The 22,965-nt window shown below is 47.8% G+C and carries 29 protein-coding genes; 7 read left to right on the top strand and 22 right to left on the bottom strand.

From position 1 onward, the window contains the following. Window positions 1-223 precede the first annotated feature (223 nt). The 17 genes from DW091_RS10895 to DW091_RS10820 form a co-directional block, all read right to left on the bottom strand. Window positions 224-2,422 (bottom strand): AAA family ATPase, encoded by a 2,199-nt coding sequence (locus DW091_RS10895; protein WP_118518151.1) that lies wholly within the window; start codon window positions 2,420-2,422, stop codon window positions 224-226. 3 nt (window positions 2,423-2,425) lie between these two features. Next, entirely contained in the window at window positions 2,426-4,006 is a 1,581-nt protein-coding gene (locus DW091_RS10890; RefSeq protein WP_073383745.1) for a DEAD/DEAH box helicase, read from the bottom strand. Next, window positions 4,006-4,494, bottom strand: coding sequence for a DUF669 domain-containing protein (locus tag DW091_RS10885; protein ID WP_224168781.1), 489 nt, complete (start codon window positions 4,492-4,494; stop codon window positions 4,006-4,008). The genes DW091_RS10890 and DW091_RS10885 overlap by 1 nt, the downstream gene beginning before the upstream one ends. Before the next feature lie 3 nt (window positions 4,495-4,497). Next, window positions 4,498-5,721 carry an ATP-binding protein gene (locus DW091_RS10880; RefSeq protein ID WP_073383742.1) on the bottom strand — a complete coding sequence of 408 codons (1,224 nt, stop codon included), beginning with the start codon at window positions 5,719-5,721 and terminating at the stop codon, window positions 4,498-4,500. After that, window positions 5,721-7,040, bottom strand: a complete 1,320-nt coding sequence (locus tag DW091_RS10875; RefSeq protein WP_073383740.1) for an AAA family ATPase — start codon at window positions 7,038-7,040, stop codon at window positions 5,721-5,723. Before DW091_RS10875 ends, DW091_RS10880 begins: the two co-directional genes overlap by 1 nt. Next, entirely contained in the window at window positions 7,018-7,200 is a 183-nt protein-coding gene (locus DW091_RS10870; protein ID WP_073383738.1) for a hypothetical protein, read from the bottom strand. The genes DW091_RS10875 and DW091_RS10870 overlap by 23 nt, the downstream gene beginning before the upstream one ends. Before the next feature lie 209 nt (window positions 7,201-7,409). Beyond that, window positions 7,410-8,138, bottom strand: a complete 729-nt coding sequence (locus DW091_RS10865; protein ID WP_073383735.1) for a hypothetical protein — start codon at window positions 8,136-8,138, stop codon at window positions 7,410-7,412. Next, window positions 8,138-8,464 (bottom strand): hypothetical protein, encoded by a 327-nt coding sequence (locus DW091_RS10860; protein ID WP_073383732.1) that lies wholly within the window; start codon window positions 8,462-8,464, stop codon window positions 8,138-8,140. Before DW091_RS10860 ends, DW091_RS10865 begins: the two co-directional genes overlap by 1 nt. A 353-nt stretch (window positions 8,465-8,817) precedes the next feature. Beyond that, window positions 8,818-9,489 (bottom strand): phosphoadenosine phosphosulfate reductase, encoded by a 672-nt coding sequence (locus DW091_RS10855; RefSeq protein ID WP_073382714.1) that lies wholly within the window; start codon window positions 9,487-9,489, stop codon window positions 8,818-8,820. Between the two features lie 239 nt (window positions 9,490-9,728). Then, window positions 9,729-9,950: a hypothetical protein gene (locus tag DW091_RS10850; protein WP_073382711.1), complete on the bottom strand. Its 222-nt coding sequence runs from the start codon at window positions 9,948-9,950 to the stop codon at window positions 9,729-9,731. After that, window positions 9,947-10,114 (bottom strand): hypothetical protein, encoded by a 168-nt coding sequence (locus DW091_RS20140; protein ID WP_158577871.1) that lies wholly within the window; start codon window positions 10,112-10,114, stop codon window positions 9,947-9,949. The genes DW091_RS10850 and DW091_RS20140 overlap by 4 nt, the downstream gene beginning before the upstream one ends. Window positions 10,115-10,126: 12 nt before the next feature. Then, the gene (locus DW091_RS10845) at window positions 10,127-10,933 is read right to left on the bottom strand and encodes an antA/AntB antirepressor family protein (RefSeq protein WP_073382708.1); all 807 of its coding nucleotides are present in this window, start codon (window positions 10,931-10,933) and stop codon (window positions 10,127-10,129) included. After that, entirely contained in the window at window positions 10,911-11,150 is a 240-nt protein-coding gene (locus tag DW091_RS10840; protein ID WP_073382706.1) for a hypothetical protein, read from the bottom strand. Before DW091_RS10840 ends, DW091_RS10845 begins: the two co-directional genes overlap by 23 nt. Window positions 11,151-11,415: 265 nt before the next feature. Further along, window positions 11,416-11,640: a helix-turn-helix transcriptional regulator gene (locus DW091_RS10830; protein WP_073382702.1), complete on the bottom strand. Its 225-nt coding sequence runs from the start codon at window positions 11,638-11,640 to the stop codon at window positions 11,416-11,418. An 89-nt stretch (window positions 11,641-11,729) separates the two neighbouring features. Continuing rightward, window positions 11,730-11,873 carry a hypothetical protein gene (locus DW091_RS20335; protein WP_187367892.1) on the bottom strand — a complete coding sequence of 48 codons (144 nt, stop codon included), beginning with the start codon at window positions 11,871-11,873 and terminating at the stop codon, window positions 11,730-11,732. Window positions 11,874-11,958: 85 nt separating this feature from the next. Continuing rightward, on the bottom strand, window positions 11,959-12,177 hold the full coding sequence (locus tag DW091_RS10825) for a hypothetical protein (RefSeq protein ID WP_073382699.1): 219 nt from the start codon (window positions 12,175-12,177) through the stop codon (window positions 11,959-11,961). A 158-nt stretch (window positions 12,178-12,335) separates the two neighbouring features. Beyond that, the gene (locus tag DW091_RS10820; protein WP_038350805.1) at window positions 12,336-12,524 is read right to left on the bottom strand and encodes a helix-turn-helix transcriptional regulator; all 189 of its coding nucleotides are present in this window, start codon (window positions 12,522-12,524) and stop codon (window positions 12,336-12,338) included. A gap of 231 nt (window positions 12,525-12,755) precedes the next feature. Here DW091_RS10820 and DW091_RS20840 point away from each other — a divergent pair, with 231 nt between their 5' ends. The 5 genes from DW091_RS20840 (at window position 12,756) to DW091_RS10790 (ending at window position 16,626) form a co-directional block, all read left to right on the top strand. Further along, window positions 12,756-13,367 carry a helix-turn-helix transcriptional regulator gene (locus DW091_RS20840; RefSeq protein ID WP_317985600.1) on the top strand — a complete coding sequence of 204 codons (612 nt, stop codon included), beginning with the start codon at window positions 12,756-12,758 and terminating at the stop codon, window positions 13,365-13,367. After that, window positions 13,360-14,070, top strand: a complete 711-nt coding sequence (locus tag DW091_RS10805) for an ImmA/IrrE family metallo-endopeptidase (RefSeq protein ID WP_073382697.1) — start codon at window positions 13,360-13,362, stop codon at window positions 14,068-14,070. Before DW091_RS20840 ends, DW091_RS10805 begins: the two co-directional genes overlap by 8 nt. A 140-nt stretch (window positions 14,071-14,210) precedes the next feature. Next, window positions 14,211-14,834 carry an Ltp family lipoprotein gene (locus DW091_RS20555; RefSeq protein WP_073382694.1) on the top strand — a complete coding sequence of 208 codons (624 nt, stop codon included), beginning with the start codon at window positions 14,211-14,213 and terminating at the stop codon, window positions 14,832-14,834. 83 nt (window positions 14,835-14,917) lie between these two features. Next, window positions 14,918-15,412, top strand: coding sequence for a PH domain-containing protein (locus tag DW091_RS10795; protein ID WP_224168780.1), 495 nt, complete (start codon window positions 14,918-14,920; stop codon window positions 15,410-15,412). A gap of 167 nt (window positions 15,413-15,579) precedes the next feature. Continuing rightward, window positions 15,580-16,626, top strand: coding sequence for a tyrosine-type recombinase/integrase (locus tag DW091_RS10790; RefSeq protein ID WP_073382692.1), 1,047 nt, complete (start codon window positions 15,580-15,582; stop codon window positions 16,624-16,626). A 152-nt stretch (window positions 16,627-16,778) separates the two neighbouring features. Here the strand turns inward: DW091_RS10790 and DW091_RS10785 are convergent, their stop codons facing one another. Beyond that, a complete protein-coding gene (locus tag DW091_RS10785) occupies window positions 16,779-17,378 on the bottom strand; it encodes a zinc dependent phospholipase C family protein (RefSeq protein ID WP_058695782.1) in 600 nt (199 codons plus the stop codon). Window positions 17,379-17,867: 489 nt separating this feature from the next. Next, complete coding sequence (locus tag DW091_RS10780) at window positions 17,868-18,524, bottom strand: hemolysin III family protein (protein WP_118518150.1); 657 nt, start codon at window positions 18,522-18,524, stop codon at window positions 17,868-17,870. A 147-nt stretch (window positions 18,525-18,671) separates the two neighbouring features. Between DW091_RS10780 and DW091_RS10775 the strand changes: the two genes are divergently transcribed. Then, window positions 18,672-19,244 (top strand): DUF1836 domain-containing protein, encoded by a 573-nt coding sequence (locus DW091_RS10775; protein ID WP_118518149.1) that lies wholly within the window; start codon window positions 18,672-18,674, stop codon window positions 19,242-19,244. On the opposite strand, the gene DW091_RS10770 is transcribed toward DW091_RS10775, so the two are convergent. The 3 genes from DW091_RS10770 to DW091_RS10760 all read right to left on the bottom strand — a co-directional run bounded on the left by DW091_RS10770 (window position 19,245) and on the right by DW091_RS10760 (window position 22,224). After that, window positions 19,245-20,378: a M23 family metallopeptidase gene (locus tag DW091_RS10770; RefSeq protein WP_058695785.1), complete on the bottom strand. Its 1,134-nt coding sequence runs from the start codon at window positions 20,376-20,378 to the stop codon at window positions 19,245-19,247. A gap of 49 nt (window positions 20,379-20,427) precedes the next feature. Then, window positions 20,428-21,357 (bottom strand): permease-like cell division protein FtsX, encoded by a 930-nt coding sequence (gene ftsX, locus DW091_RS10765; protein WP_224168779.1) that lies wholly within the window; start codon window positions 21,355-21,357, stop codon window positions 20,428-20,430. A 186-nt stretch (window positions 21,358-21,543) separates the two neighbouring features. Then, window positions 21,544-22,224, bottom strand: coding sequence for a DUF1638 domain-containing protein (locus DW091_RS10760; protein ID WP_058695787.1), 681 nt, complete (start codon window positions 22,222-22,224; stop codon window positions 21,544-21,546). Window positions 22,225-22,388: 164 nt separating this feature from the next. Between DW091_RS10760 and DW091_RS10755 the strand changes: the two genes are divergently transcribed. Next, window positions 22,389-22,952, top strand: a complete 564-nt coding sequence (locus DW091_RS10755) for a 5-formyltetrahydrofolate cyclo-ligase (RefSeq protein WP_058695788.1) — start codon at window positions 22,389-22,391, stop codon at window positions 22,950-22,952. Window positions 22,953-22,965: the final 13 nt, after the last annotated feature.

Raw genomic sequence — 22,965 nt, 5'->3', positions numbered from 1 at the left:
AAGCCCGCCTTACTTCCCCCGCTGACCTGTTGGGACAGGGACACTGTATATATATGTAATATATATAGTTTGTCTGTCCCTGGGACAAAGAGGGATTTTTACCGACTTTGTCCCTATCCGGGAAATTATCGGTGTTTTCTCGACTTTGTCCCGATTTTCGGACAATTGTCCTTTCGTGTTTGTCCAAAGGACAGGGACGGACAAATTTCCGGTTTGTCCCTGCCTATTTCCTTCCGACTTCGCTGTTGTCAATCCAAAATCCACCGTGCTCCTGCACCCGCCTGCGTGTTGTTTTTTCACTCACCCCGAGAAATTCAGACAAAGACTGGATGGTAATCCGGCCTTCGATGCTGCAGGCTTCAAAGGCAATTTCAAGCTCCTGGCGCTTTTCTTCCTTCCGCTCTTCCGGGGTCTTTTTCTTTGAAAAATTCTTTTTCCAGGGCGGAGCGTCCCCTTCGGGATCAATGTCTTTCAGGGCGCCGGTCGGGTCGATCTGGTGCACCGGGTAGTCAAACCAGAGGTTCACAGGCTGGAATTTCGGGAACTCCCGGAGGGTGCCGTCAATCCGCCAGGCGGTCAGCTGGTCAACGCTCTGCTCAGCTGCGTCAATGACCTTTTGAAGGTCTTTGTACTGTGCCCGGCTCAGATGGATCTCGGCCAGCTCCTGCATGGCCCGTTTGCTTAGCAGATCGTCCTGTGAGGCGTCCTTTTCCCAGTTAACGGCATTGCTGTTCAGATAGCGTTCAATGGCCTTACAGGCGGCTTTATTGCGTTCCTGGGTGAGGATGTTGTCGTTCAGTTCCAGTTCGATCAGATCCAGAAGGGCATCGGGGTCTCTGGCGAAAACGCCGGACCCGCTGGCACGGTCCATGGCACGCTTGCCGCCCTGGCTGCCTTTTGAATGATGGTGGCAGTAGATGACGGCTGTGCCCAGCTCGGTACAGATTTTGTCAAACTGGTTGCAGAAGGTGGCCATCTGGTCTGCGCTGTTCTCGTCTCCAGTGATAACTTTGTAGATGGGGTCAATGACCACGGCGATGTAGTCCTTTTTGGCGGCTCTCCGGATGAGTTTCGGGGCCAGCTTGTCCATGGGCACGGACTTTCCTCTCAGGTTCCAGATGTCAATGTTTGCCAGGTTTTCGGGTTTTAAATTTAAGGCCTGGTACACGTCCTTGAACCGGTGCAGGCAGCTGGCCCGGTCCAGCTCCAGGTTGACGTAGAGCACTTTGCCTTTTTTACAGGGCCACTCTAACCACTTCCGCCCCTCGGCAATGGCAATGCACAGCTCAATCAGGGCAAAGGACTTCCCGGCTTTTGAGGGACCGGCCAGCAGCAGTTTATGCCCCATGCGCAAGACGTTTTGAATTAAAGGGGGCGAGAGTTCTGGGAGGTGATCCCAGACTGAGGCCATGCTCTCGGGCTCGGGAAGGTCGTCGTTGACACCCTCGATCCATTCCTGCCATTCGGCCCAGGATTCTTTCCCGATATTAGTATCAATCAGGAATTGTTTGTGCTGCCCCCGCATGATGCCGGGCATTCTTGAAAGTCTTGAGGGGTTCCGGTTCTGGCTGTCGATTTTCAGGCCGTTCTTTTTACAGACGTCATACAGGTAATCCACGCGTTTGCGGTACTCACTGTAATCTCCGGCGTCGATTCTTACAATGGCGTGGACGCTTTTGCCGCCGCTGTAGACCAGGCAGGCCACGGGCAGCTCCAGCTCGCGAATGATGGCGTTCTGGGCGCCGATGTCCATGTTGTCGGATTCCACCAGGGCATAGCGGAAATCGGTCACATTTTCGTTTTTAATGCCGTTTCCATCCAGAGGGTTAAACCGTATCCAGGCCCCCACCTCGGGCTTGTAATCCCCCAGCACGGCGCCGATATCCCCTTTACACTTCTGGAGCTGCTCAATGAGTTCTCCGGCGGTCCGGTCCCAGCAGCCCTTTGAGGGCAGGTACTTGCCATCTTTCTCCCAGCTCTCGGTCACATAGCCCACGTTTTCGGTGGACTCAAAGAGGGTGCTCAGGTAACGCACCAGTTCTGCGACCGGGTTCCATTCCTGGGGTTCGGTGATCTCCTGGGATTCCATCCAGTTTTTATCCACAATGACCAGTTCGTCATCGCTGATCTCATCGTCCCAGTCCAGCTCATGGCCGGAGACGGCCGGGGACCAGCCGTGCTCTCTGGCCAGCTGCACGATGGTGCCCCCGGTGACCGGGGTTCCGGTGCCCTTGAAGCTGTGCCACTTCTTTTCACACTCCCCGGCGTGGTACCTTGCGCGGTCACGCTGGCTCCAGTCTTCCCAGTCGGAGACGCTGCAGCCCTCTTCCTTGAGCGCCATGCCGACGTTTACCCAGTCCTGGTAATCCAGCATCGCGGGGTCAATGTATTCTAATAATTCGGGTAAACGCTGTTTTTCCATACTTTATACTCCTTTATAGGTGGCCGGATCGATCTCCGGCGGAATGCGCCAGCCGTTGGCGGCAATCCGGTCAATGAGGTGTCTGGCGGTGTCAAAATTCCAGGCGCCGACGTGGTCAAAACCGCGGCCTTCCAAAAAACGAATCTGTTTCGGGGTCGTCAGACCTTCAACGCGACGTTTATTAAGACGGTCCAGTAATAAAGCCGCCTTTCCAGCGTTGTCGATCTGATCCGGATAAATTCCCAGTTTCTCAAGGGCTTTGACCTGTTTATCGGACGGCGGCCCCATCTCCCAGCCAAAGGACGGACTGTAGCTCGCCAGATCTTCTGCCTGGATGCTCATCTCGAATTGTAATGGGTCCACCAGCTTGCGCTTGCGTTTTTTCATTTCCTGTAATTGTTTTGCCAGGGCTTCCTCTCTTTGGGCCACCACGTCCTCAGCGGCCTGTTTTTCGGCTTCCTCGATGTCCACGGGCCCGCCGGCAGCTTCGATGTTTTCGGTCATCTTTTTGGCCACTTCCTCGCTCTCGCAGATCAGGTTGGCCGGATGGCACAGCTCATGGCGTTCGGTATGCCAGAGAAAATCCAACAATAAAAGATGGTCTTTCCCGGGACTGAGCCTTGTTCCCCGCCCGACCATCTGACAGTACAGGCTGCGGACCTTGGTGGGCCTTAAGACCACAATGCAGTCCACGGAGGGGCAGTCCCAGCCTTCGGTTAACAGCATGCTGTTGCAGAGCACGTTATATTTGTTCTCTTCAAAATCCTTTAAAACTTCGGCCCGGTCTTGGCTGCTGCCATTGACCTCGGCGGCCTGAAAGCCCATGGTGTTTAAGATGTCTCTGAACTTCTGGCTGGTTTTGACCAGAGGCAGGAAAACCACGGTCTTTCGATTTGCGCAGTTTTTCTGCATCTCGGCGGCGATCTGAACCAGATACGGGTCAAGCGCGGTGCCCAGGTCGCTGGCCTTGAAGTCTCCGGCCTGCTGCCTGACCGCGGACAGGTCCAGTTTGAGGGGAATGGTGATGGCCTTGATGGGGCTGAGGTAGCCTTCTTTGATGGCTTTGGGCAGGGTGTACTCGTAGGCCAAAGACTCAAAGTAGGTGCCCAGGTTGCGCATATCCCCGCGGTCGGGGGTGGCGGTCACGCCCAGGACTTTGGCCTGATCAAAGTAGTTCAAAACATTCTGGTAGCTGTCGGAAATGCAGTGGTGGGCTTCGTCCACGATGATGGTCTGAAAATAGTCCTTTGGAAACTGCCGCAGGCGCTTTTTCTGCATGAGGGTCTGGACAGAGCCGACCACCACGCGAAACCAGCTGCCCAGACAGGTCTGCTCAGCTTTTTCGGTGGCGCAGTGAAGGCCTGTGGACTGCTGCAGCTTGTCGGCGGCCTGATCCAAAAGCTCACCGCGATGCGCTAAAACCAGGGCACGGTCACCCTGGCGGACACAGTCTTCGATGATTTTGGAAAAGACAATGGTCTTGCCGGTGCCGGTGGGGAGCACCAGCAGTGTTTTCTGGTGCCCCTGTTCCCATTCTTTAAAGACCGCAGCTTTGGATGCCTGCTGATAGGGTCGCAGCTCCATCAGAAGGCCCCCGGGGTGAAGCTGGTCTGTTTGGCTTCAAAGGGCGCCGGGTCTTCGGGCTCATAGAAACGCTTGATCTGATTCATCTCATGTTCCTGGCCTTTGTCATCGGTCCATTTTCGGATGCCGACCTTTGCCCGGCCGCGGGAACCGACCACTGCCGGCCAGTTCATGCGCAGCTTCTCGCCTTTTTTGCGCTGCCCGATCCCCATAAAGAAAGCGCAGAGCAGCCCTTCGGTTGCGGTGTGCATAAAAAGTGGATGCCTGATAATGTTAATGCCATCCGGGGTCTCGATTTTCAAGTGGACGGTCGCCTTATTGCAGGGCGGGATTTTGTCACCTCCCTGATAGCGGCCGCGCTCCATTTCCACGACCTCAAAATCATAATCGCCTTCGGGCAGTAAGATAAAATCGGGACTGTCGTGCTCAATCTCATCGTCCCAGTCAAGTTCTCTGTCTTCCATCATTTGTGTGTTGTTATCAATCATTGTTTATGCTCCTTTTCGTGTTTGTTTTATCATTGAAAATACCTGTGGCCACGCCCCGACCAGAACGCCACTCACAAAGTCGGGTTCGTAGTTGGCAATGGGGGTGTCTTTGGGGTAATAGCCTTTCAGGGCCACAACGGCCTGAATTTCCCCTTCGGTTACCTGGTTTTCCTGCATCAGGTCGGCCAGGGCTCTGGGGATGCCGGGGGCGGTCTCGGGGATCTCATGGAAATCGGGATCGCCCAAGGTTTCGATTGCGGACGTTTCAATTCCTTCCAGAGCTTCTTTATACTGCATAAACGCGTCATACTCTTCCTTGGTGACTTCACTCAATGCGGGATCACTTGGTTGACTGCCGTCGGCCGTATAAGATGCCGTATCCGTTTCTTTGTTGTACCAGTATCTCAATCGATTCTCTGGTGGTGTGTTTGGCGTCTCGGTCTGCGTTTTAACCGTTGCCAGCTGCAAATTTTTCTGCTGTCCCTGAGCCGGCGCTGTCTTTACGCCCTCGATGATATGGGCGATCTGGGCGTACTCAAAGGGCAGTTCTGGGGGCAGGCCCTGGCGGTTTTTGGCGTCCCAGCTCGGCATATGGCTGGTGTACATGACGCGCTTGCCCCCAGAGGCTTTGTTTTTGCCTTTTTCTGCGCCCTGGCCGTCCACGTTGACCACATAGACCTTGTAGTTGGCAAAGAGCAGCATATCGGCCCATTCCTTGACCAGAGGGGCGGTTTTCTTCTGCAGCTTTAACTCCCACCGGTCATAGGAGCCCATCTCATCGGGCTGGTCGAACTTCCGGATCAAGGCGTGGGCGTTTAAGACCACGTGGATGCCGGAGCGCACGATTTCTTCCAAAAGGTTTAAAAGTCTTCCGAATTCCTCGGATAAGTAGACATAGCCTTTGCCGTAGCCAAAGTCTTCGATGCCTTTTTTCTGGGCTTTCGCGCAGACTTCGTTCATGCACAGCATCTCGGCCCAGTCGGCGGTGTCGAGGACCAGGGTTTTGCAAAGCCCTGGCGTTTTCTTGACATAATTCACCTGTTCCATGAGCATGGTCCAGCTGCTGGGCCGCTGCAGGCGCTTGACGTCCATGTCGTTGGTACTCCCCTCGGTGTCGATAAAAAGGGGATCGGGAAACTGGGCGGCGAAGGTGGACTTGCCAATGCCTTCGGGGCCATACACGGCCACTTTTTTAGCGGTCTGGATTTTTCCTGTGATGATTTCCATCAAAACTCACCTGCTTTCCATTTCTGTTCTTTTGGCGGTTCTGTTTCTTTTTCAGGAGAAAGATCGCCGCCGTAGCCGTCTTCGATGATGATGCTGCACTCTTCGCCGGTGGAGACCCGGGTGGCAATGGCCTGGAGCCCTTCCTGTTTCAGCCAGTCGCCAAAAGCTTTCAGGCTGTCAAGGTCCATCTGTTCCAGCTTGTCAATGAGGACAAACCCGCACTCGGGGTTGAGTTTCCGGACAATGGCGGTGGCCACCTTGAGCTGATCGGAACCGGAGAGGTTGTCCCAGGGATAACCGTTGTAGGTCAGCTTGCCGTCCTCAACGGACAGGCCGGGCAGCGGCAGATCGGCGTTTTTGAGCAGATCGGTCTTTTTCTGCCTGGTATCCTCCAGGGTGGCGGTCAGTTCCCGGTACTGGTTTTCATAGTCCAGGGCATCCTGCTCAGCCTTGTCTTTGTCCAGGTTGGCCCGGACTTTGCGGTTGATTTCTTCGATGTTGGCAATGTTCTGTTCCAGTTCCTCGGTGGATTCGTCCTGGAGCTCCTGAACGGTTTTCATGGCCATGTCTTCATCTTCCCGTGCTTGATGGTATTGTTTCTGGAGCGCTTCCTGTTGTTTTTGAAGGTCTGCGATTTTCTGCTCAATGATTAGCATCTTATTCCAAAGACGTTCTTTACTGTCGGTGATGTCTTTCAGGCTGTCCCGTTTGCGTTGGTTCTCACCGTTTCTGGCCAGGATTTCCTGCTGTGCTTTGATCAGGTCGCTGGCGGAAACGGGTTCTTTGGGGGCGTCGGGAAAATAGGGCTGTTCTTTGGCAAACTTCTTTTTCTGGTCGGCAATCTGGCCGATCATCCGGCGCCGGTTGTACAGCTCGTTTTCTTCGTGGGTCAGCTCCAGAAGCTGGTCTTCCACGCCGATGATCTGCAGCAGGGTGTCGGCCTTTTCTTTGTCGTTTGCTTCCATGAACCGCGGGAGGTCCAGGGCCAGCTGTTCCACAAAGCTGTTGAGCAGCTGTTGGCCGGCTTTCTTTCCTGCCGGGTCGGTGACTTTCAGGGCGCTGTTGACGCCCTTGCGGTCCACGACGATCCCGTTTGACAGGACGACATGCAGGTTCGGCGGGATGACGGACCCGTCCCGGACAGCCTTGGACGGACGGTACTTCTCCCCGCCCAGGGCCCAGGCAATGGCGTCGAGTACCGAGGTCTTTCCCTGGTTGTTCTTCCCGCCGATGATGGTCAGGCCGTCTTTGGTGGGCTCCACCTTTACGGCTTTGATGCGCTTGACGTTTTCGATTTCAAGTTTGTTGATTTTGATCATGTTTTAACCTCACAATTTCTTTTTCCATGACATAGACGGCGTCTTCGATGGCCTGGGTTGCCCAGGAATTCTGACTCAGAAAACGCCGTTTTAAAGCGGACAGGGTCTTAATGTCCCGGAGAAGGTCCACCCGATCTGGAATCGAATTTCTTTTTTTCATGGTGTTTTTCCTTAAGCTGTTGTCTGCAGTATCGGCATACAAAGGGTTCCTGCTCAATGGGCTGGTGGTCCTCATAGATCATGCCGCAGACGCTGCATTGTTTTTCGTATGGGAAGTCCATTTACTTTTTACTCCAATCGTGATATACTCACTTATAGAATATTTTTCATGATTGCCGGGATGACGTGGCTGCGTCACCCGGCTTTTTTCTATGCAATAATGGTGTAAGGGCAGTTCCCGTCTTCATCGCTCAGGGCTTCGATCAGGTAGGCTTGAATGTTTTTCATGGCTTCCTGCCTCCAGGCGCCGCCATCGGCTTCAAAGAGCGCTACCTGCATGTTTTGGTTGATGCGCAGCACAAAGGCACTCTCGGGCTGCTCCACCTCGGTGAAGGTTCGGAACGGTGCCAGGCGGACGGGGTTCGGGATCGTGGCTTTGGTTTTTAACACTGCGCCTGTTTTTGCTTCCACGTTCTGGGTCACACCGTCGTCGGAAACCTCTACACCACTGTTCTGATCCAGACAGATGTTGCCAACCACTTTCAGAACGGCATCCCTGTCACCTTGACCTTTGAAGCAGGACTGCAGCATGACGTTGAAGGCTTCGCGGTCCATGTACTCGTTAAACAGGATATGCGGTACTGGCGCGGTGGCTTCCAGGAATTCTTCCCGGGTACGGGTACAACAATCCAAAGAACCGTTGACCGTGACCGTCTCTGGCCCATACACATGAATAAGTGTATATGCTGGGGGTTCTTCGTCAATATTGCTTCTGAGATAGTCCACGATGCTTGTCAGGCTCTTCGTCCGCAGAGATACTGGTTTTGGTGGCAGTACCGGAAATAGGTTTTCCCTTGTGTACTCCACGCTCCCCGCTTCAATGGTTTTCGGGCCGGCCATTTCTTCAATCTTTTCAATAAATTCACGTGTTAAGTCCATTATTTGACTCCTTCCATTTCAAGTACATTTTCAACGTTCATCTGACCGGGAAGTTCGTTCCCGATTTCTTCTGCAACGACCTTACGGCCATCTTCGGTGATGGTAATGGCGGTGGCAAAGCCGTTGATCGGGGCTTCGGTGTGCTTCACCTTGAAGTCAATATCACCGATGGTGCGCTTCTCATTGGGGCTAATGGTCATCTCGATGGTGACCTTCCGTTTTGCTTTGGGATCGGTGTTAACGTCCCGGATGTTTCTGAGAACCTTGTCGAACTCATAGTCGAAGACTTCCTGCAAGGCGCCGCTGTTAATTTCACTTAATTGCATGTTTTTTCTCCTTTGGTTTTTTGAGAATGTTTGGCCGGAGTAACAGTGCCCTGCCCTCCGGCTTTTCAAAATCCATTAAAGCTTAAAAATTTGACTGTTCAGGTTGGACGGGAATGAGCGCCCGTCCGTTTTTATCTTGCGTAATTTTTTACAAATCGATTTAGTTTTTTTTATTTCCGCGTTTAAAGCCCGCGGATCAGGCTTTGACTTAAAGTGGTTATATGGCGTCGCACAGCTTCATTATGGCGGAACGCCCCTGTATTGGATCATTGTTTTTTCTCCATTCCTGTGGTACAATAACCACGTAACATATTGTCTGGTCCCTAATGCGTGGCTTCGCTTTGGGACCTTTTTTATTGTTCTAAAATTGGTTTAGGTTTTCTGCCCCGGTTCGGGGAAAGTTCGTCTAAAAAACAATTCTTTATGCAACTGTGCCCGATCTCCCGTTCTAATTTTGCCATCCGTTCAAACGCTTCCGGAAAATCCTTGCGGATCATGTTCCAGTAACCCATGCCGCCCTTTACACAGCCGATACAATTATTGTTCGGATAGCCCATGTCGTACATCTTCGGCCGCTTTAAACCGAGTTTTTTCGAAAGCTTGTGGCAGTCTTCTTTGGTCATGTTGGCATCGATGAGCGGGAATTCGTGAGTTATATCTGGTTCGGATTCTTGTAAACGATCTGCCCGGTGTTTTTCGGTGCAGTCATAGCCCCAAACATAGGTAAGCGGTTCATCCTGTTTCTTCTCCCACTCTTTCCGCACCTGTTTTTTAAGCATATTCGTACATTTTGCCCCATACGGAGAGTTTAAGAACCGGTACTTTTCCACAACCTTCTCGACGCTTTGGTGTTCGGATTGGAGAATTTCGATCTTCTTTCTAAAAAATCCCTCGCAGTCCGATAGAAAACGCAGACTATCGGGATGCTGATTCTCGATGTGGCAGTAAATCAGCCGATCCACATCTTTCGCGAGATGCGCCGCAATAAAACTACTCACGCCGCAGCTATACCATGCCACTTTCATTTCCTACTCACTTCCTCCTTTGCGACTAATATCGCCAATCCAACAACCGTGCCAATTCCAATCCCGATTAACCCAAGTGCAAAACCGTAAATCTGTGCTCCTGTCTGGCATAGTGAGATCAGAATTTCTAACATTAATCCTTCCATAGCCACCCCTTCCGAACTGCAAGGCAGATGCCGCCGTAGACAGCGATGCCGAGGAGGACGAAGGGGAGGCCGGCAATACTTAAATTCATTCTTCTACCTCGCCTGATTCAATACATGCATCAGCATTTCCGCTTGTTCCTCGGTCCGGACATCTTCAATCTCCGCGCATCTGCCAACTTCAAACAGCCCATCAAGTGGACATTGTTCGCAGTGAAATCCGGGCAAACAGTCTAATTTTGCAAGCCTCTCCACCTCGGTTTGAATGCGCATCGCGGCCCATAAGTCTTTCCCTGTAATTTTCACACCGTCGTTCATGAGGCGGCCTCCTGGTCGGGAACTGCAAACGGACTTTTCCCCGTTTCTTGTTCGTAATCTTTGATCCAGTCCTCATTTTCATTCATCAGTCGAAGCGCCATATTGACAAACATTTCGATGAATTCTTGTGGAAATGGATCGTCTATTGCTTTGATTTTTGACATTGTCTTTCCTCCTCAACATGCTTCCGGCAAATATTTATACTTTACCGTGCAGGCCTTACCATTGCTGCGTTCAATTCGTTCTGGGTAACCGTGCGAGACAATCCAATCTTTAATGGTTTCAACAACACGCTGACTGTACTTCCAACTTGTTCCGGAGTGTCCATTGTTCGTAAAAGGGGCAATCACTTTATCTATCTCCGGAACTTCAAGCTTTTCAATGATTGCTCCAATGGCATTGGCATGCGGATTGCCCGTTTTCGAATAAATCCCTAGCTCCTTTGCGATCTCGCCTTGATCATAAAAACGCGTCCCCATCTCAAGCGGCGGTTCGAGATCCATTCCGGCTTTTTCTTTATAAACCTTGCTCACAGCCAAAGCCGTAAAGTTCGGATCAACCCCGGCCTGTCCATAGACCTCTTTGATGATTTTAGCCATCATATTCACAGAACCGAGCGGCGGCTGTTTCGGCGATGGAATCTTTCCGGCGGCCACTTCCTTTTCCAGGTCAATGAGTTTTTGACGGATTGCCTTCCCGATTTCAGAGCGCTGGATCATGGCGATGTGTTTGGCCATGTCGAATTTGAGATAATGATTGATCTGCGGTCTACCTTTACCGCATGACATTTTATCCGAAAAATCTGATAAAATGTAATCTTCTATTTCTTTAAAACCAAAGCTGCACATACGCTTAAACCAATCGGCATAGGCTTCTTTGATTCCTAATTTTTCATGCAATTCCCGACCGATCACAATCTTCTCTCCGGTATCAGTCGTGTATACCGGAATGACATCTTGGTTAAAAATTTTTAATGCATTCATCTTTTTTTCCTTCCAAAGTTTTCTCTATTGGGTAATACACACTCACGTTCGCCGCTTCCCGATAATGCTTACATCGGTTCCCCGGCCTCGTCGTACACTGGCGCATTCCGCAGAATCCGCAGTCAATTGGGTCAAATCCCCCGTTCCATGTGTGGGTGTAATACTGGGTGTATTTATTGCAGTTGATGCAACGGCTTCCGGTAATTTCGATTTTCATGAGTTCCTCCTGATATATTACGCCAATAATTGGCGTATACTCTTTCTTTATATTACGCCATAATTGGACGTAAGTCAAGAATTTTTTAGGAGGTTTTTTATGTTTAACGATAGACTGCGAGCCACTCGCATGTTCAGAGGTATCACGCAGCAGAAAACTGCTGATGCAATGGGCGTTTCTCTCAGGCATTATCAAAAATACGAAAGCGGAGAAGTTGAACCCGACTTTATGGGACTATCCGAAGTTGCAGATTTTCTTGATGTACCTACAGATTTTCTATTGGGACGGGATGACTATCTGAAATCTCTCGGAGTTTCCGTTGATGTATCCCTAGAATGTCCTCCAAGGCGTCCCAAATCTCGAAAGAACCAGTAATTTCTCCATATTCTATTTTTTGATAGTGTCTCAGATTCAAGTCCAACTTATCCGCCATCTTTTGTTGCGTCATGCCCGCATCCTTGCGGGCTTTTTTCAGTGTTTCTCGGCTCATTGACTTTTACTCCTCTCCGTGCTATACTTTACATATTAGTTTCTCTTAGCCCCACACATATCACTCCTCTCTGTTCTTGTGGGGCCTTTTTATTGTCCAAATTCTTTGATCATCCATGCCAGAAGAGCGATAAACGCAAGGGTATAAACACCGATGGTGGCTAATGCCATTCCATAAATATGGGCGCCTGTCTGGCATAACGAGATCAGAATCTCTAACATCAATCCTTCCATAGCCACCCCTTCCGAACTGCCAGGCAGATACCGCTGTAAACAGCGATGCCGAGGAGGACGAAGGGCAGGCCGGCGATACTAAGGTTCATGAGGCGGCCTCCTGATTAAAAGTTCCATGATGCCCGATATATTCCTCCAACAGCTTTGGTGAAATATGGTACGTGTATTTTCCTCCTGGGTTCTGCACAAAAGAGCCAATATTCAAGGTTCCCTGCCGCATTGCTCGTCTTACATAGTCTTCAGTAGCACATAAGCGTTCAGCCGCCTCTTTCACCGAAAGGCGTTTTTCCGGATCATATCTCATTCTGTTTTCCTTTCCCCCACCGGTACGATTAACAGGGCCGCGTTATGGTAAAAGTCTGTTAGCGTGTGTTTAACCAAGGCAAGCTTGATACGTTCTATATTTTGAGGAGGATTTAACGAGGGTTGCGACCCTGTTAATGCTACCGGCGGGTTTTTGATTTAATCTTCTAAAAAATACTCAATCGGAACACCAAAGTAATCGGCGAGAATTTTTAGTTTGTCGATCTTTGGAACACTTCTCCCCGTTTTCCAATCTGAAAGTGTTGCTGTGGAAATTCCCGTTTCTTTTGCTACCTTATATGATGTAATCTTATACTTTTCTAGCAACATTTCGTATTTTCTATACACTCCTTTCCCCCCTTTCTACAAAATAGCTTGCAAGTATTACGGAAATGTGATATATTTTAGTTGCGAAACAAAAACAAATATCACATTTATCCGTGACACTCGACTATCTTTTATATACCTCGGTTTTCCTTGGTATGCTGTAACTATATCACGCATTTCTTAGATAGTCAAGATGTTTTATCACGCATTTCTTTGATATTGTTAATTTAATATGATACGGAGAGATAAATTATGTATGAACGCTTTGCGCTTTTATTAGCTGAAAATAACGTTACCCCATACAGAGTGTCAAAGGATACGGGTATAGCCACTGCAACCTTATCCGATTGGAAAAACGGCAGAAGCACTCCTAAGAATGACAAGCTTCAAAAAATTGCCGACTATTTCAATGTCTCATTAGATTGGCTTACTGGAAATTCAGATTACAGAAATGTGCAAGATTTAATTAAATCTGAGTCAAATGACAACGGATACCTTGCTTTTTCGAAACTTTTAAATGAGAGGGGCGTAACAGCCTATAAAGTATCAAAAGAAACGGGGGTTACCCAATCTACTTTAAGTGACTGGAAGAGAGGGCGCAGTACCCCAAAAACAGATAATATGAAAAAAATCGCTGACTATTTTGGTGTCTCAATCGATTATCTTATGACCGGAAAAGAATCCAACGACGAGAATACCTCTACCGAAAAAGACTACGCCAAAAATGAAACCGAAAGAAAATTGCTGGTTCTTTGCAGAAAAGCAAACGACGTTTCAGAGGAAGAACGCGAAGATATCATTAATCTCTTTGAGAATACAATTGATTTATACTTAAAAGCCAAAGGAATCAAAGGTGATGAATAACGGTTATGCGAAAAAGCCGGACTTTGACAAGTGTATCGAGGCCGCCACAGACCTGCTCTACCGACAGGATGACCTTTTCACATTTCATCTTGACATAAGAAAATTAAAGTATGACCGAACCATATATTTTGATTCTGTTCAAGGTTATTGTGTACGGGTTGGTGTTCCGATCCGGCGGGTAATGTTTGGGAAAAACAGACTTCTTAAAGAAGGATGTACCGTTAAAGGCGATGATTTTTATCTTGTACTCTATAATGAAGACCGTCGTTCCTTTGAGCGGCAGCAATGGACCATGGCGCACGAAATTGGCCACATTTATTTAGAGCACGAAAAAGACGAAGATAAAGAAGAAGCAGAGGCGCATTGCTTCACCGGACAGTTGTTTATGCCCGACTACAGCCTATACCGGATCGTCAAGGATTTTAATGGCGCCTGTGCTGATATAGCCGAGATATTCCGAGTCTCAAATGCCGCCGCCCAAAGAAGATGGAACACCTTTTTCAGAAAAAGAACCGTCCATGCCGGAAAAAAAGATCAGGCCATCTGGGAAATGCAGAGAGAAAAAGTAGAACTGTATTTTTACTGTAAACAAAACGGGCTTGCCTTTAATCGCGAATTTTTTAAATATGGAAAGAAACGGGACCTTCTAAAAACAGCAGATGTGATCAGCTCATTTTCAGAACTTTCAAATCTTTTTGTTTAACAAAAAACTCTTCCATTCTGCCGACATTGAGATAGTGATATGATACTAGGACAAAACTTTAGTAAAATGCTAGAAAACATTTTCATCTATCCTCTATTAGTGTATAATGATAATATCTATATTTTTAGGAGGAAAAAGAAATGAATGAAGAAATGAACAACGGCGGTAGTGTTGAAAAAACACCTTTTTACAAGAAGAATTGGTTTGTAATTTTACTGATCATCTTTATACCACCCGCTGGGCTCATTATGATGTGGGTTAATAAGCAATTTGGAAAAACAGCAAGAATTGTATTAACAATAGTTCTTGCTATTTATTCGATCATTTGGTTGACCACATTGTTCACTCCCAAGCCAACACAAACAACACAGCCAGAACCAACCACACAAAGTCAAGCGCAGCCAAGTGCTAACGTGTCCGCAACCGCAGCACCGACACCTGAACCAACACCTGATGTTCCAACAGAGTATAAATCGGCTCTAAAAAAAGCTAAATCTTACAGTGACACCATGTACATGTCAAAACAGGGTCTTTATGATCAACTCACATCGGAGTACGGAGAAAAATTTTCAGCTGAAGCTGCACAATATGCGGTTGACAATTTAGATGCGGACTATAATTACAATGCCCTGCAAAAAGCTAAATCATACCAAGAAACCATGGCCATGTCCCCAGAAGCAATCAGGGATCAATTAACGTCTGAATACGGTGAAAAGTTCACCCAAGAAGAAGCGGATTACGCAATTGCTAATCTTCCGCAATAAGTAAAATCGTCCCTGTGTTTTGATGAACAGGGACGATCACTCAATTTCTACAAAAGCTACTAAAAAAGAATAATCAGGAGGAAATGATGGCTTTAAAAGATTTAATGGACAAAACCAGCAATCTGATGGAAAAAACATCAAAATCAGCAGGCGGCGGAATCGCTCAAGGTTTAATGGGAAACGCCCAGGAAATGAACAAGGAAAAGGTACAGTCTGAATACGGTATGTATTTAATGTCTGGTGAAACGGTAAAAATCGGGTATCAACTACTGAGAGACGTTTTTGTTGTTACTGATCGCCGGATCATTGATTTTGACAAGCAAGGCGCTACAGGTAAAAAAATGAGCATCAAGTCGATTTATCTTGATTCAATCGTAGGCGTTGAAGCTGAGACCGCTGGCGCTGGTATTGATGATAGTGAAATCACTATTCGCTATATTACGACCCCGTACCATAAAGCGCACTCATTAAGCATGGACTCTCGCAAATTCGAATTTCCAAAAAAATATGATATAACCAATCTGTATAATCATTTACAGCAGATTGCTTATGATAATTACGTTCGTATAAACCAGTAAATAAAAATAACGCCCCCTACCCTGCAAGGTAAGAGGCGATAACATAGATTCCCGGGATAGGACCGGTACAATCTACCCTAAGCAAGTTAATTGTACCACATTATCCCGGTATTTTCCAATATACCGGGCATTTTTATGCCCAAAAAAAGAAAAAGGAGTGATATTTTATGCGATTACCAAACGGCTATGGGGGCGTTTCAAAGCTTCCTGGCAACCGGCGAAATCCTTGGCGGGCAAGGGTTACGATCGGCTGCGAGTTACTTCCAACCGGAAAAACAAAGCAACTTTACAAATCAATTGGGTACTATCCCACCAGAAAGGCAGCACTAGAAGCCCTCGCTGATTACAACAAAAATCCTTATGATCTTGCACAAGATCAATTAACATTTAAAGAAGTATATGAAAAGTGGTCTGAGGAACATTTTGAGGCCATTGTCCCGAGCGCGGTTCGTACCTGGAAAAGCGCGTATCGTTATTGCGAACCGCTTTATAACATGAAAATGAAAGCGATCCGCGTAAATCATCTCGAGCAAACAATTAAAAATGCAAAGGTAGGCGATTCCACAAAGGGACGCATAAAGTCCCTCTTTAATCTCATGTACAAATATGCTATGAAACATGAAATAATCGATAAGAATTACGCTGAGCTTTGTGATAGCGTCAAGGCGCCAAAGCCTAAAATTAAAAGGACCGTTTTCACGGATAAAGAGCTTCAAGTCTTATGGGATAATCTCGAATTTCCATTCGTTAAAATGGTACTTATAGGAATCTATTCAGGGTGGCGCCCTCAAGAGTTGGCATCTTTAAAAACTGAAGATATCAATCTGGAGGAACGCACAATGTTCGGAGGGCTCAAAACAGATGCTGGAAAAAACCGTTGCGTCCCCATTCATTCGAAGATATTTCCTCTTATTTCATCGATATATGATAAAAGGAATAAATACCTTTTTAATGATGAAAATGGACAGCAAGGGACGTACATGACATATGAAAAATATCGTGGTCGCTTTAAAAAGATTAATGCCAAATTTGGCTTTGATCACAAACCACATGACACAAGACACTCTTTTGTAACTTTCGCCAAAGAGGCAAATATGGATGAATATATTCTCAAATTAATCGTAGGGCATGCGATCGAAGATGTTACCGAGAAAGTCTATACACACCGTACAATGGAACAGCTAAAAAGCGAAATTGAAAAGATCAATAAGTAACAATAAACTTAAATAAAAAAAGGTCTATAATACTCACTTAAGACACAAAATATCACTTGAACCCGCATAAAACTGTCATTCCTGCTTCCATCGAGGAAGCCATGAATTAATCCAAACAAGTAAAAAACCTGCGATTCATCTCGCAGGTTTTTTTAATGGACTAAAAAGCCCGGTTCCACATTAAAGGCGGCATAGTAGCGCGTGGTCATGATGGTGCCAACGGTCTGGAGGCAGGCGGACAGGGCGCCCTCAGCCTGAGCCCGGCAGGAGGGTCTTCCGGCCAGGTAGGCGTCGTTCATCTCCTCAATCTTCCGGAAAATGTCGCCGGTTCCGGAAACGGAAAAGCTTCTGGGCTGCTGCATGGCCTCGCCCAGCTCTTTTTCGTTGCGCATACAGTAGCGGTACAGCTTTTTCTCAAACAGAATATGTTCCTTCAGGTTTCCCTGGTAACGCTCAGTATGGGCCTCGCAGAAAAAATCCGCGCAGTAGTGGCAGATGCTGCCAAGGCGTTCTGCCAGAAAGAACCCGGCGTCAAAGTCCATAATGTCACCGGCCTTAATGGCCGCATCGATGGCAACTCTCAGATGCTCAGAGGCATATTTCCTTTCATGGGGATGAAAGACAAAGCTAAAAGTGAGGTCCGGCGCAATATTTCCAAGCAGAAAGCCAGCGCGGTTCAATGTGATTCCATAGTTTTCGTCAAGGTATTTCCAGATAATTTCTCCAAATATCAGGTGTGTTGGTTTGTTCATTAAGTGTTCAGCTCCCCTGTATTAAACTTGCTTTACCTTTATAATACATCATAAAAGTTAAGAAAATACAATCCAAATTATGAAGATTTTCCTAAGATTTTACACTGCATTTATTATTTTAACACAAACCCGATAAGTTATTTACCCTTAACAAGTAAATTTATTCCAGAAAACCTTTTCTAAAATATCAAAACCGCCCTGTCCTAAAACGCGACAGAACGGTTTTTTCATCATCTGCAAAAATCATTCCCTAAATCAGCCCATAACAACGCATAGCCACCAACATCTGGAGGTAATCCTCCAAAACCCACATAAGCATTAACCTCTATTAGGCATTTTTGAATAATATTTATTTTTATTCAACTCCGTTTATATAAAATACTTACTAAGTGTTCAATCCGTAACCCTACTCCGAAAAGTTAGTGGTTATGCGTTGTTATGGAAATTTGGGGCGCTCGGCCTCCAGTTCGAAAGGTCTTTCAATATCCTTCAGGCCGGCATCAGAATATAGCGGAAAACAGCGTAATAATGGCACAGACTTCCCAGCATAACAAAGACATGGAACACCTCGTGAAAACCGAAATCCGGCCATATATTGGGCTTTTTAAGGCCATACATGACTCCGCCCACTGTGTACATGATCCCGCCGAGCAGCAAAAACACAAACCCACCGGTGGGCAGCGCGTCATAGAGGGGCTTGAGGGCAAAAAGGGCAAACCATCCCATGAAAATATAGAGGCCTGTGTTCAGCCATCTGGGCATATTGATCCAGAAAACCATCATCAGCACACCGATCACCGCAACCGCCCAGATCGCACTCATGAGCGCCACCCGGGTAACGCCAGTCAGGCACAAAAGGCAGAAGGGCGTATAGGAGCCGGCGATGAGCAAGAAGATCATGGAATGGTCTGTCTTTTTCATCCGCATAATTTTTTCAGGCGAGCCGTGGATGGCGTGATAGGTAAAGCTGGTGGTGTAAAGGGCGATAAGCCCAAGCCCAAAGGCCAGCACCGAGATCAGCGTCAGGGCGTTGACTTCTTTTTCCACTGCGATAAGGATCAGCATGGCGATGGTGCCGATCACGGATAAAACGGCTCCGATGAGGTGGGTCAGCGCGCTCATGGGGTCTCTGAATTTTTCGATCATTTCGTGTCACTCCTTATGTGGTTTTCAAAACTACGTATTGTGTTCTTTAAAATATATCACAACCTGTATACAATGTCAAATGCGTTTTTCATGTTGTTTTTTTGGCGGCGTTGGCGTAAAATAAATAGAAGTAACAAGGAGGTTTCCATGACAGAAAAACAAATTTTTGACCTGATTGACAGCCTGCAGCTCGACAGCCAGATCACCATACAGGATATCCCGGATCTGGACCTTTACATGGACCAGCTCATCACCCTTTTTGAAAAGCATCTGTCCTCCACAAAGCGCAGACCCGAGGACAAGCTGCTGACCAAGACCATGATCAATAACTATACCAAAAACAAGCTTTTAATCCCGGCTCAAAAGAAAAAATACAAGGTGGACCATGTGCTGCTCATGCTCCTGATCTACCAGCTGAAGCAGGTCACCTCCATGGAGGATATCAAAACACTTTTTGGCTTTCTCAGGGATGGAGAGTCCGTGGATCACGAAAAGCTCCAGTTCGTCTACCAGAAATACCTGGACAGCCAGGCCGGACAGCTGCACGCCCTGAAGGACGATGCGCGCCGTATCGCCGAAGACGCCAAAGAAAAAACCGCCGGCTCCGGTATGGAGTCGACGGATTCAATGCTGATGTGTTTACTGCTGTTTCAGCAGAGCCTTAACTACAAACGCCTCGCTGAAAAGCTTCTGGATGAAATGACCCCGGACGCAGAATAACTATTCCACGTAGTTCCAGTTCTGTCCCGGATAATAGGCCAATGGATCCACAAAGTTATCGTTGACCATCCAGCCAAAGTGAAGGTGCGGGCCAGTGGAATTGCCGGTGCTGCCAACATAGCCGATGATGTCGCCTTTGGAGACCGTCGCGCCCACAGAAGTAGCGATTGAAGACATATGGCCGTACAGAGTGGCCAGCTTGTTGCCGCTGCCGTCAGTCCCCATATTGATGACCACGCAGTTGCCGTAGCCGCCGTTATCCCCGGCGATGGAGACGGTACCGTCACCAGCTGCCAGAATGGGGGTGCCGTAGCTCACAGCCACGTCGACGCCCTGATGGTTGGACCATTCACCTGTGATGGGGTGGATACGTCCGGCAAAGGGGCTGCTGATATTAAAGGCCTGGGAATTATCCGGTGAGATGGGCCAGTAATACTCGCCTGTCTGGATAAAATCACTCGCCTTTTCGCCGCCCATCTGCTGGGCAATGCTGTCCGCCGCTGCCTGTTCAGCCGCGATACCAGCTTTATATTCCTCAATCAGCGCCTGGTTTTTAGCCAACAGCTGATTCTGCTGTTCCTTCGCTTCATTTTGAACGGCTTTGGCCTGTTCTGCCGCTGCTTTATCCGCTTCCAGGCCGGCATTTTTTTCTTCCAGTTCTTTCTTCGTGTTTTCAAGAGCAGTTACCGCATCCTTATCGGCCTGCATAACATTTTTCATCATATCAGCCCGGGCGATAAAGTCTGTAAAATTGTTGGAGGAGAAAAGCACCTGAAGGTAGCCGTCATTCCCATACATATACATCACGCGCAGGCGTTCTTCCAGTTCTTTTTCCTGTTTGTCCTGCTGTTCCTGCAGTACAGCGATCTGTGCCTTACGGTCTGCCATACGGGCGTCCAGATCCGCGATCTGACCATTGATGGCGTCGATGGCCGCGTTGGACTCGTTAACCTGCTTTTCAATTTCAGCCATACTGGTTTTTGTCGCCTCCATCTGAGACGACATATCTTTAATTCTCTGGGCGCTCTCTTTGAGCTTTGCCATTAAATCGTCGTTTCCCTCTGCAAAAACTGGGGTGCAGATCATCAGAAAACATAATAATCCTGCCAGAAAACCACACATTTTTTTCTTCATAGACCTTACTCATCTCTCCTTCTTCGTACTGACAATTACACATTTTTCTCTAAGCATTTAAGAATTTCCTGATTGAGAACAGGCTGCCAAAGGCACCAATAATAATACCGTACACCAGACAAAACACAAAAATCGGCCCCATGATCAGCGCTGGCGATACCAGATCGCTGTTCATCGGCATATTGACCGCGTTGGTGACATAGGCGATGGCATAATAGTAGCCGGTGCGTATGATCAGCATGGCTACCAGCGCCCCGAGACATCCGAGAAAGGTCCCTTCAAGTATAAAGGGCAGCCGGATATACCAGTCCGTTGCACCAACGTATTTCATGACCCCTATTTCCCTTCTTCTGGCAAAACAGGTCAGCTTGATGGTGTTATAAATAATGAAGATCGAAATGACGGAAAGCACTGCCAGTATGACAATACACAGCGTATTGCTGAACTTGCTGAAGCTTACCAGCGCATTGACGTACTCCTCACCATATTTGACATAATCGACGCCCTGGGGCGTCAGCCCCTCGGCGTAGCTTTTAACACTCTCCAGATCCTCCGGATTCTGCACCTGAACAATAAACGATGCGGCCATGGGGTTATTGCTGCTGTCATACCCTTTTAAAAGGCCAGAATAATCATCGAGGCTTGAAGAGAATTTTTCCAGGGCCTCATCCTTACTCTCAAAGGAGATGCCTGTCACCTGGCTGTTGCCGCGAAGCGCCGTTTCAACCGAGGTTTTCTGATCCTCCGTATATTCTGTTTTCATAAAAACGCGCAGCTCCATGGCTGACTCCACATTTTCTGTAATGTGCTGGAGATTCACAGTGAAGATCACAAAAATCCCCAGGATGATCAGAGCCGCAACAACAGAAAGAATGGAAGCGATACTCATCAGATTATTCCGCTCAATGCTTTGAGCTGTATCTCTGAAAATACTTTTCAGCATCGAAAAAAAATGATGCTCCTTTTTTCTTTTTCCCATGAACATTCTCCCTCTCATCTGCACCCACCTGGATGCAAATTATTACACAGCCCTCATAAAAATTTACAAATTATTTATTTCTGCTGTCTTATTATAGGTCATTTTACTTATAAAAAACTTTAAAAACCATCGAAATCTGAAAGTATTGTAACAGATATATTTAAATTGTAACAAAAAAACCAATTTTTAGCAAGGCAAACGTAAGCTCGCGCCGTCAAAATCATGATAGGTGGTCTCACGCCCCGGTGGAATCACGCAAAAATGCGCCGTATCCCAGTCGCCGGTCAGCAGTTTTTCGATGGGGCTGATGTCCCCCTGTTTGACAACCGGTTCCAGTTTAATGGTCTCGGCGATCTTATCAACCCTTGGCTTCGCGGCCTCCAGATCATAGGCGCCGGTGTCGATGAGCATCAGATACTGATAGTGCCGGTAGATCATATCCATGATCTTGTGGGCCCGTTTTTCGCCAAAGCGCTTGTAATTGTAGTCGATCTCCCATTCCAGGCTCTGCTTGCCGTCCAGCCAGCCCCTTGTCAGAAAATAGGTGGTGGTCCGCACCCGCTCCAGGTTATCAAGGTTCGACAAAAACATGTCGATACAGTCCCCGTATCTGGGAATAATCATGGTCGGGTAGCTGCTCTTAAGCCCCACCAGACCGTTTCCGCAGTTGCCGTAGGCAAACAGCAGCTCGTCAGCGTCCTCCCCGATTTTATCGATCTCTGCCTGAAGGGCGTCCCTCAGGTTTTCGGGATAGGCGTGCAGCGTATTGTCCATCCAAACTGTTTCAATGTCGACGCCGCATTTTTCCTTAATGAGCTCGACTTCATCCTTAATCGTCTCACAGGCCAATAATTTTCTTCTTTTCATTTTGCAATCCCCTCATTACTTTTTCAAGTCCCGTTTTTCATTTTCCTCATTCATAGATAAGTATAGCGCATTTAACCCCGCGATGCAAAAATTTTTCTCTATCAACCATGTAAAAGAGATGATATAATGGGAGAAAATGCAGGTATTACCACAAAGGAGAAATTATGGATAAAAAAGCTTTTCGTCAGGAAACCTTAAAGAAACGTTCTGACATTTACTCAAAAGAAATCGACGCGCGGATCATTGACAATTTCATTCATTCCGATGCTTACAAAGAGGCCGAGTGGATGATGCTCTACGTGAGCTTTGGCACCGAAATTTATACCCACAGCCTGATCATGCAGGCGCTGTCCGAGGGCAAGCATGTGGTCGTGCCGATCTGTAATATTTCAGATCACACCATTATCCTGTCCGAAATCCTGGACTTCCCGGGCGATCTGGAGGAAGGGCATTATGGTATTCTGGAGGTTAAAGACGACTGCCGCCGTGTGGTGGCGCCCGAAAAACTGGACCTGGTGCTCGTACCCGGCATGGCTTTTACCGAGGCCGGCAACCGCATGGGCTTTGGCGGCGGCTACTACGACCGCTTTCTTGAAACCATCCGCCCCGACTGCAAAACCGTCGCCCTGATCCGCGAGGATTTTATTTATGACGAGATCCCCATGGAGCCCCACGACAAAAGCGTGGACATCATCATTACCGAAGACCGGGTCAAGGCCTGCCGGTAACCAAGGAGAAAAA

Source organism: Eubacterium sp. AM05-23, from assembly GCF_003477535.1.
Taxonomy (GTDB): domain Bacteria; phylum Bacillota; class Clostridia; order Eubacteriales; family Eubacteriaceae; genus Eubacterium; species Eubacterium maltosivorans.
The sequence above is the reverse complement of the archived record's forward strand: the minus strand, read 5'-3'. Positions and strand labels throughout refer to the sequence as shown.

Excerpts from the sequence above, each read along its gene's own strand:
- DW091_RS10895 (WP_118518151.1), bottom strand. The coding sequence starts at position 2,422 with ATGGAAAAACAGCGTTTACCCGAATTATTAGAATACATTGACCCCGCG.
- DW091_RS10890 (WP_073383745.1), bottom strand. The coding sequence starts at position 4,006 with ATGGAGCTGCGACCCTATCAGCAGGCATCCAAAGCTGCGGTCTTTAAA.
- DW091_RS10885 (WP_224168781.1), bottom strand. The coding sequence starts at position 4,494 with ATGATTGATAACAACACACAAATGATGGAAGACAGAGAACTTGACTGG.
- DW091_RS10880 (WP_073383742.1), bottom strand. The coding sequence starts at position 5,721 with ATGGAAATCATCACAGGAAAAATCCAGACCGCTAAAAAAGTGGCCGTG.
- DW091_RS10875 (WP_073383740.1), bottom strand. The coding sequence starts at position 7,040 with ATGATCAAAATCAACAAACTTGAAATCGAAAACGTCAAGCGCATCAAA.
- DW091_RS10870 (WP_073383738.1), bottom strand. The coding sequence starts at position 7,200 with ATGAAAAAAAGAAATTCGATTCCAGATCGGGTGGACCTTCTCCGGGAC.
- DW091_RS10865 (WP_073383735.1), bottom strand. The coding sequence starts at position 8,138 with ATGGACTTAACACGTGAATTTATTGAAAAGATTGAAGAAATGGCCGGC.
- DW091_RS10860 (WP_073383732.1), bottom strand. The coding sequence starts at position 8,464 with ATGCAATTAAGTGAAATTAACAGCGGCGCCTTGCAGGAAGTCTTCGAC.
- DW091_RS10855 (WP_073382714.1), bottom strand. The coding sequence starts at position 9,489 with ATGAAAGTGGCATGGTATAGCTGCGGCGTGAGTAGTTTTATTGCGGCG.
- DW091_RS10850 (WP_073382711.1), bottom strand. The coding sequence starts at position 9,950 with ATGAACGACGGTGTGAAAATTACAGGGAAAGACTTATGGGCCGCGATG.
- DW091_RS20140 (WP_158577871.1), bottom strand. The coding sequence starts at position 10,114 with ATGTCAAAAATCAAAGCAATAGACGATCCATTTCCACAAGAATTCATC.
- DW091_RS10845 (WP_073382708.1), bottom strand. The coding sequence starts at position 10,933 with ATGAATGCATTAAAAATTTTTAACCAAGATGTCATTCCGGTATACACG.
- DW091_RS10840 (WP_073382706.1), bottom strand. The coding sequence starts at position 11,150 with ATGAAAATCGAAATTACCGGAAGCCGTTGCATCAACTGCAATAAATAC.
- DW091_RS10830 (WP_073382702.1), bottom strand. The coding sequence starts at position 11,640 with ATGAGCCGAGAAACACTGAAAAAAGCCCGCAAGGATGCGGGCATGACG.
- DW091_RS20335 (WP_187367892.1), bottom strand. The coding sequence starts at position 11,873 with ATGGAAGGATTGATGTTAGAGATTCTGATCTCGTTATGCCAGACAGGC.
- DW091_RS10825 (WP_073382699.1), bottom strand. The coding sequence starts at position 12,177 with ATGAGATATGATCCGGAAAAACGCCTTTCGGTGAAAGAGGCGGCTGAA.
- DW091_RS20840 (WP_317985600.1), top strand. The coding sequence starts at position 12,756 with ATGTATGAACGCTTTGCGCTTTTATTAGCTGAAAATAACGTTACCCCA.
- DW091_RS10805 (WP_073382697.1), top strand. The coding sequence starts at position 13,360 with ATGAATAACGGTTATGCGAAAAAGCCGGACTTTGACAAGTGTATCGAG.
- DW091_RS20555 (WP_073382694.1), top strand. The coding sequence starts at position 14,211 with ATGAATGAAGAAATGAACAACGGCGGTAGTGTTGAAAAAACACCTTTT.
- DW091_RS10795 (WP_224168780.1), top strand. The coding sequence starts at position 14,918 with ATGATGGCTTTAAAAGATTTAATGGACAAAACCAGCAATCTGATGGAA.
- DW091_RS10790 (WP_073382692.1), top strand. The coding sequence starts at position 15,580 with ATGCGATTACCAAACGGCTATGGGGGCGTTTCAAAGCTTCCTGGCAAC.
- DW091_RS10785 (WP_058695782.1), bottom strand. The coding sequence starts at position 17,378 with ATGAACAAACCAACACACCTGATATTTGGAGAAATTATCTGGAAATAC.
- DW091_RS10780 (WP_118518150.1), bottom strand. The coding sequence starts at position 18,524 with ATGATCGAAAAATTCAGAGACCCCATGAGCGCGCTGACCCACCTCATC.
- DW091_RS10775 (WP_118518149.1), top strand. The coding sequence starts at position 18,672 with ATGACAGAAAAACAAATTTTTGACCTGATTGACAGCCTGCAGCTCGAC.
- DW091_RS10770 (WP_058695785.1), bottom strand. The coding sequence starts at position 20,378 with ATGAAGAAAAAAATGTGTGGTTTTCTGGCAGGATTATTATGTTTTCTG.
- ftsX (WP_224168779.1), bottom strand. The coding sequence starts at position 21,357 with ATGGGAAAAAGAAAAAAGGAGCATCATTTTTTTTCGATGCTGAAAAGT.
- DW091_RS10760 (WP_058695787.1), bottom strand. The coding sequence starts at position 22,224 with ATGAAAAGAAGAAAATTATTGGCCTGTGAGACGATTAAGGATGAAGTC.
- DW091_RS10755 (WP_058695788.1), top strand. The coding sequence starts at position 22,389 with ATGGATAAAAAAGCTTTTCGTCAGGAAACCTTAAAGAAACGTTCTGAC.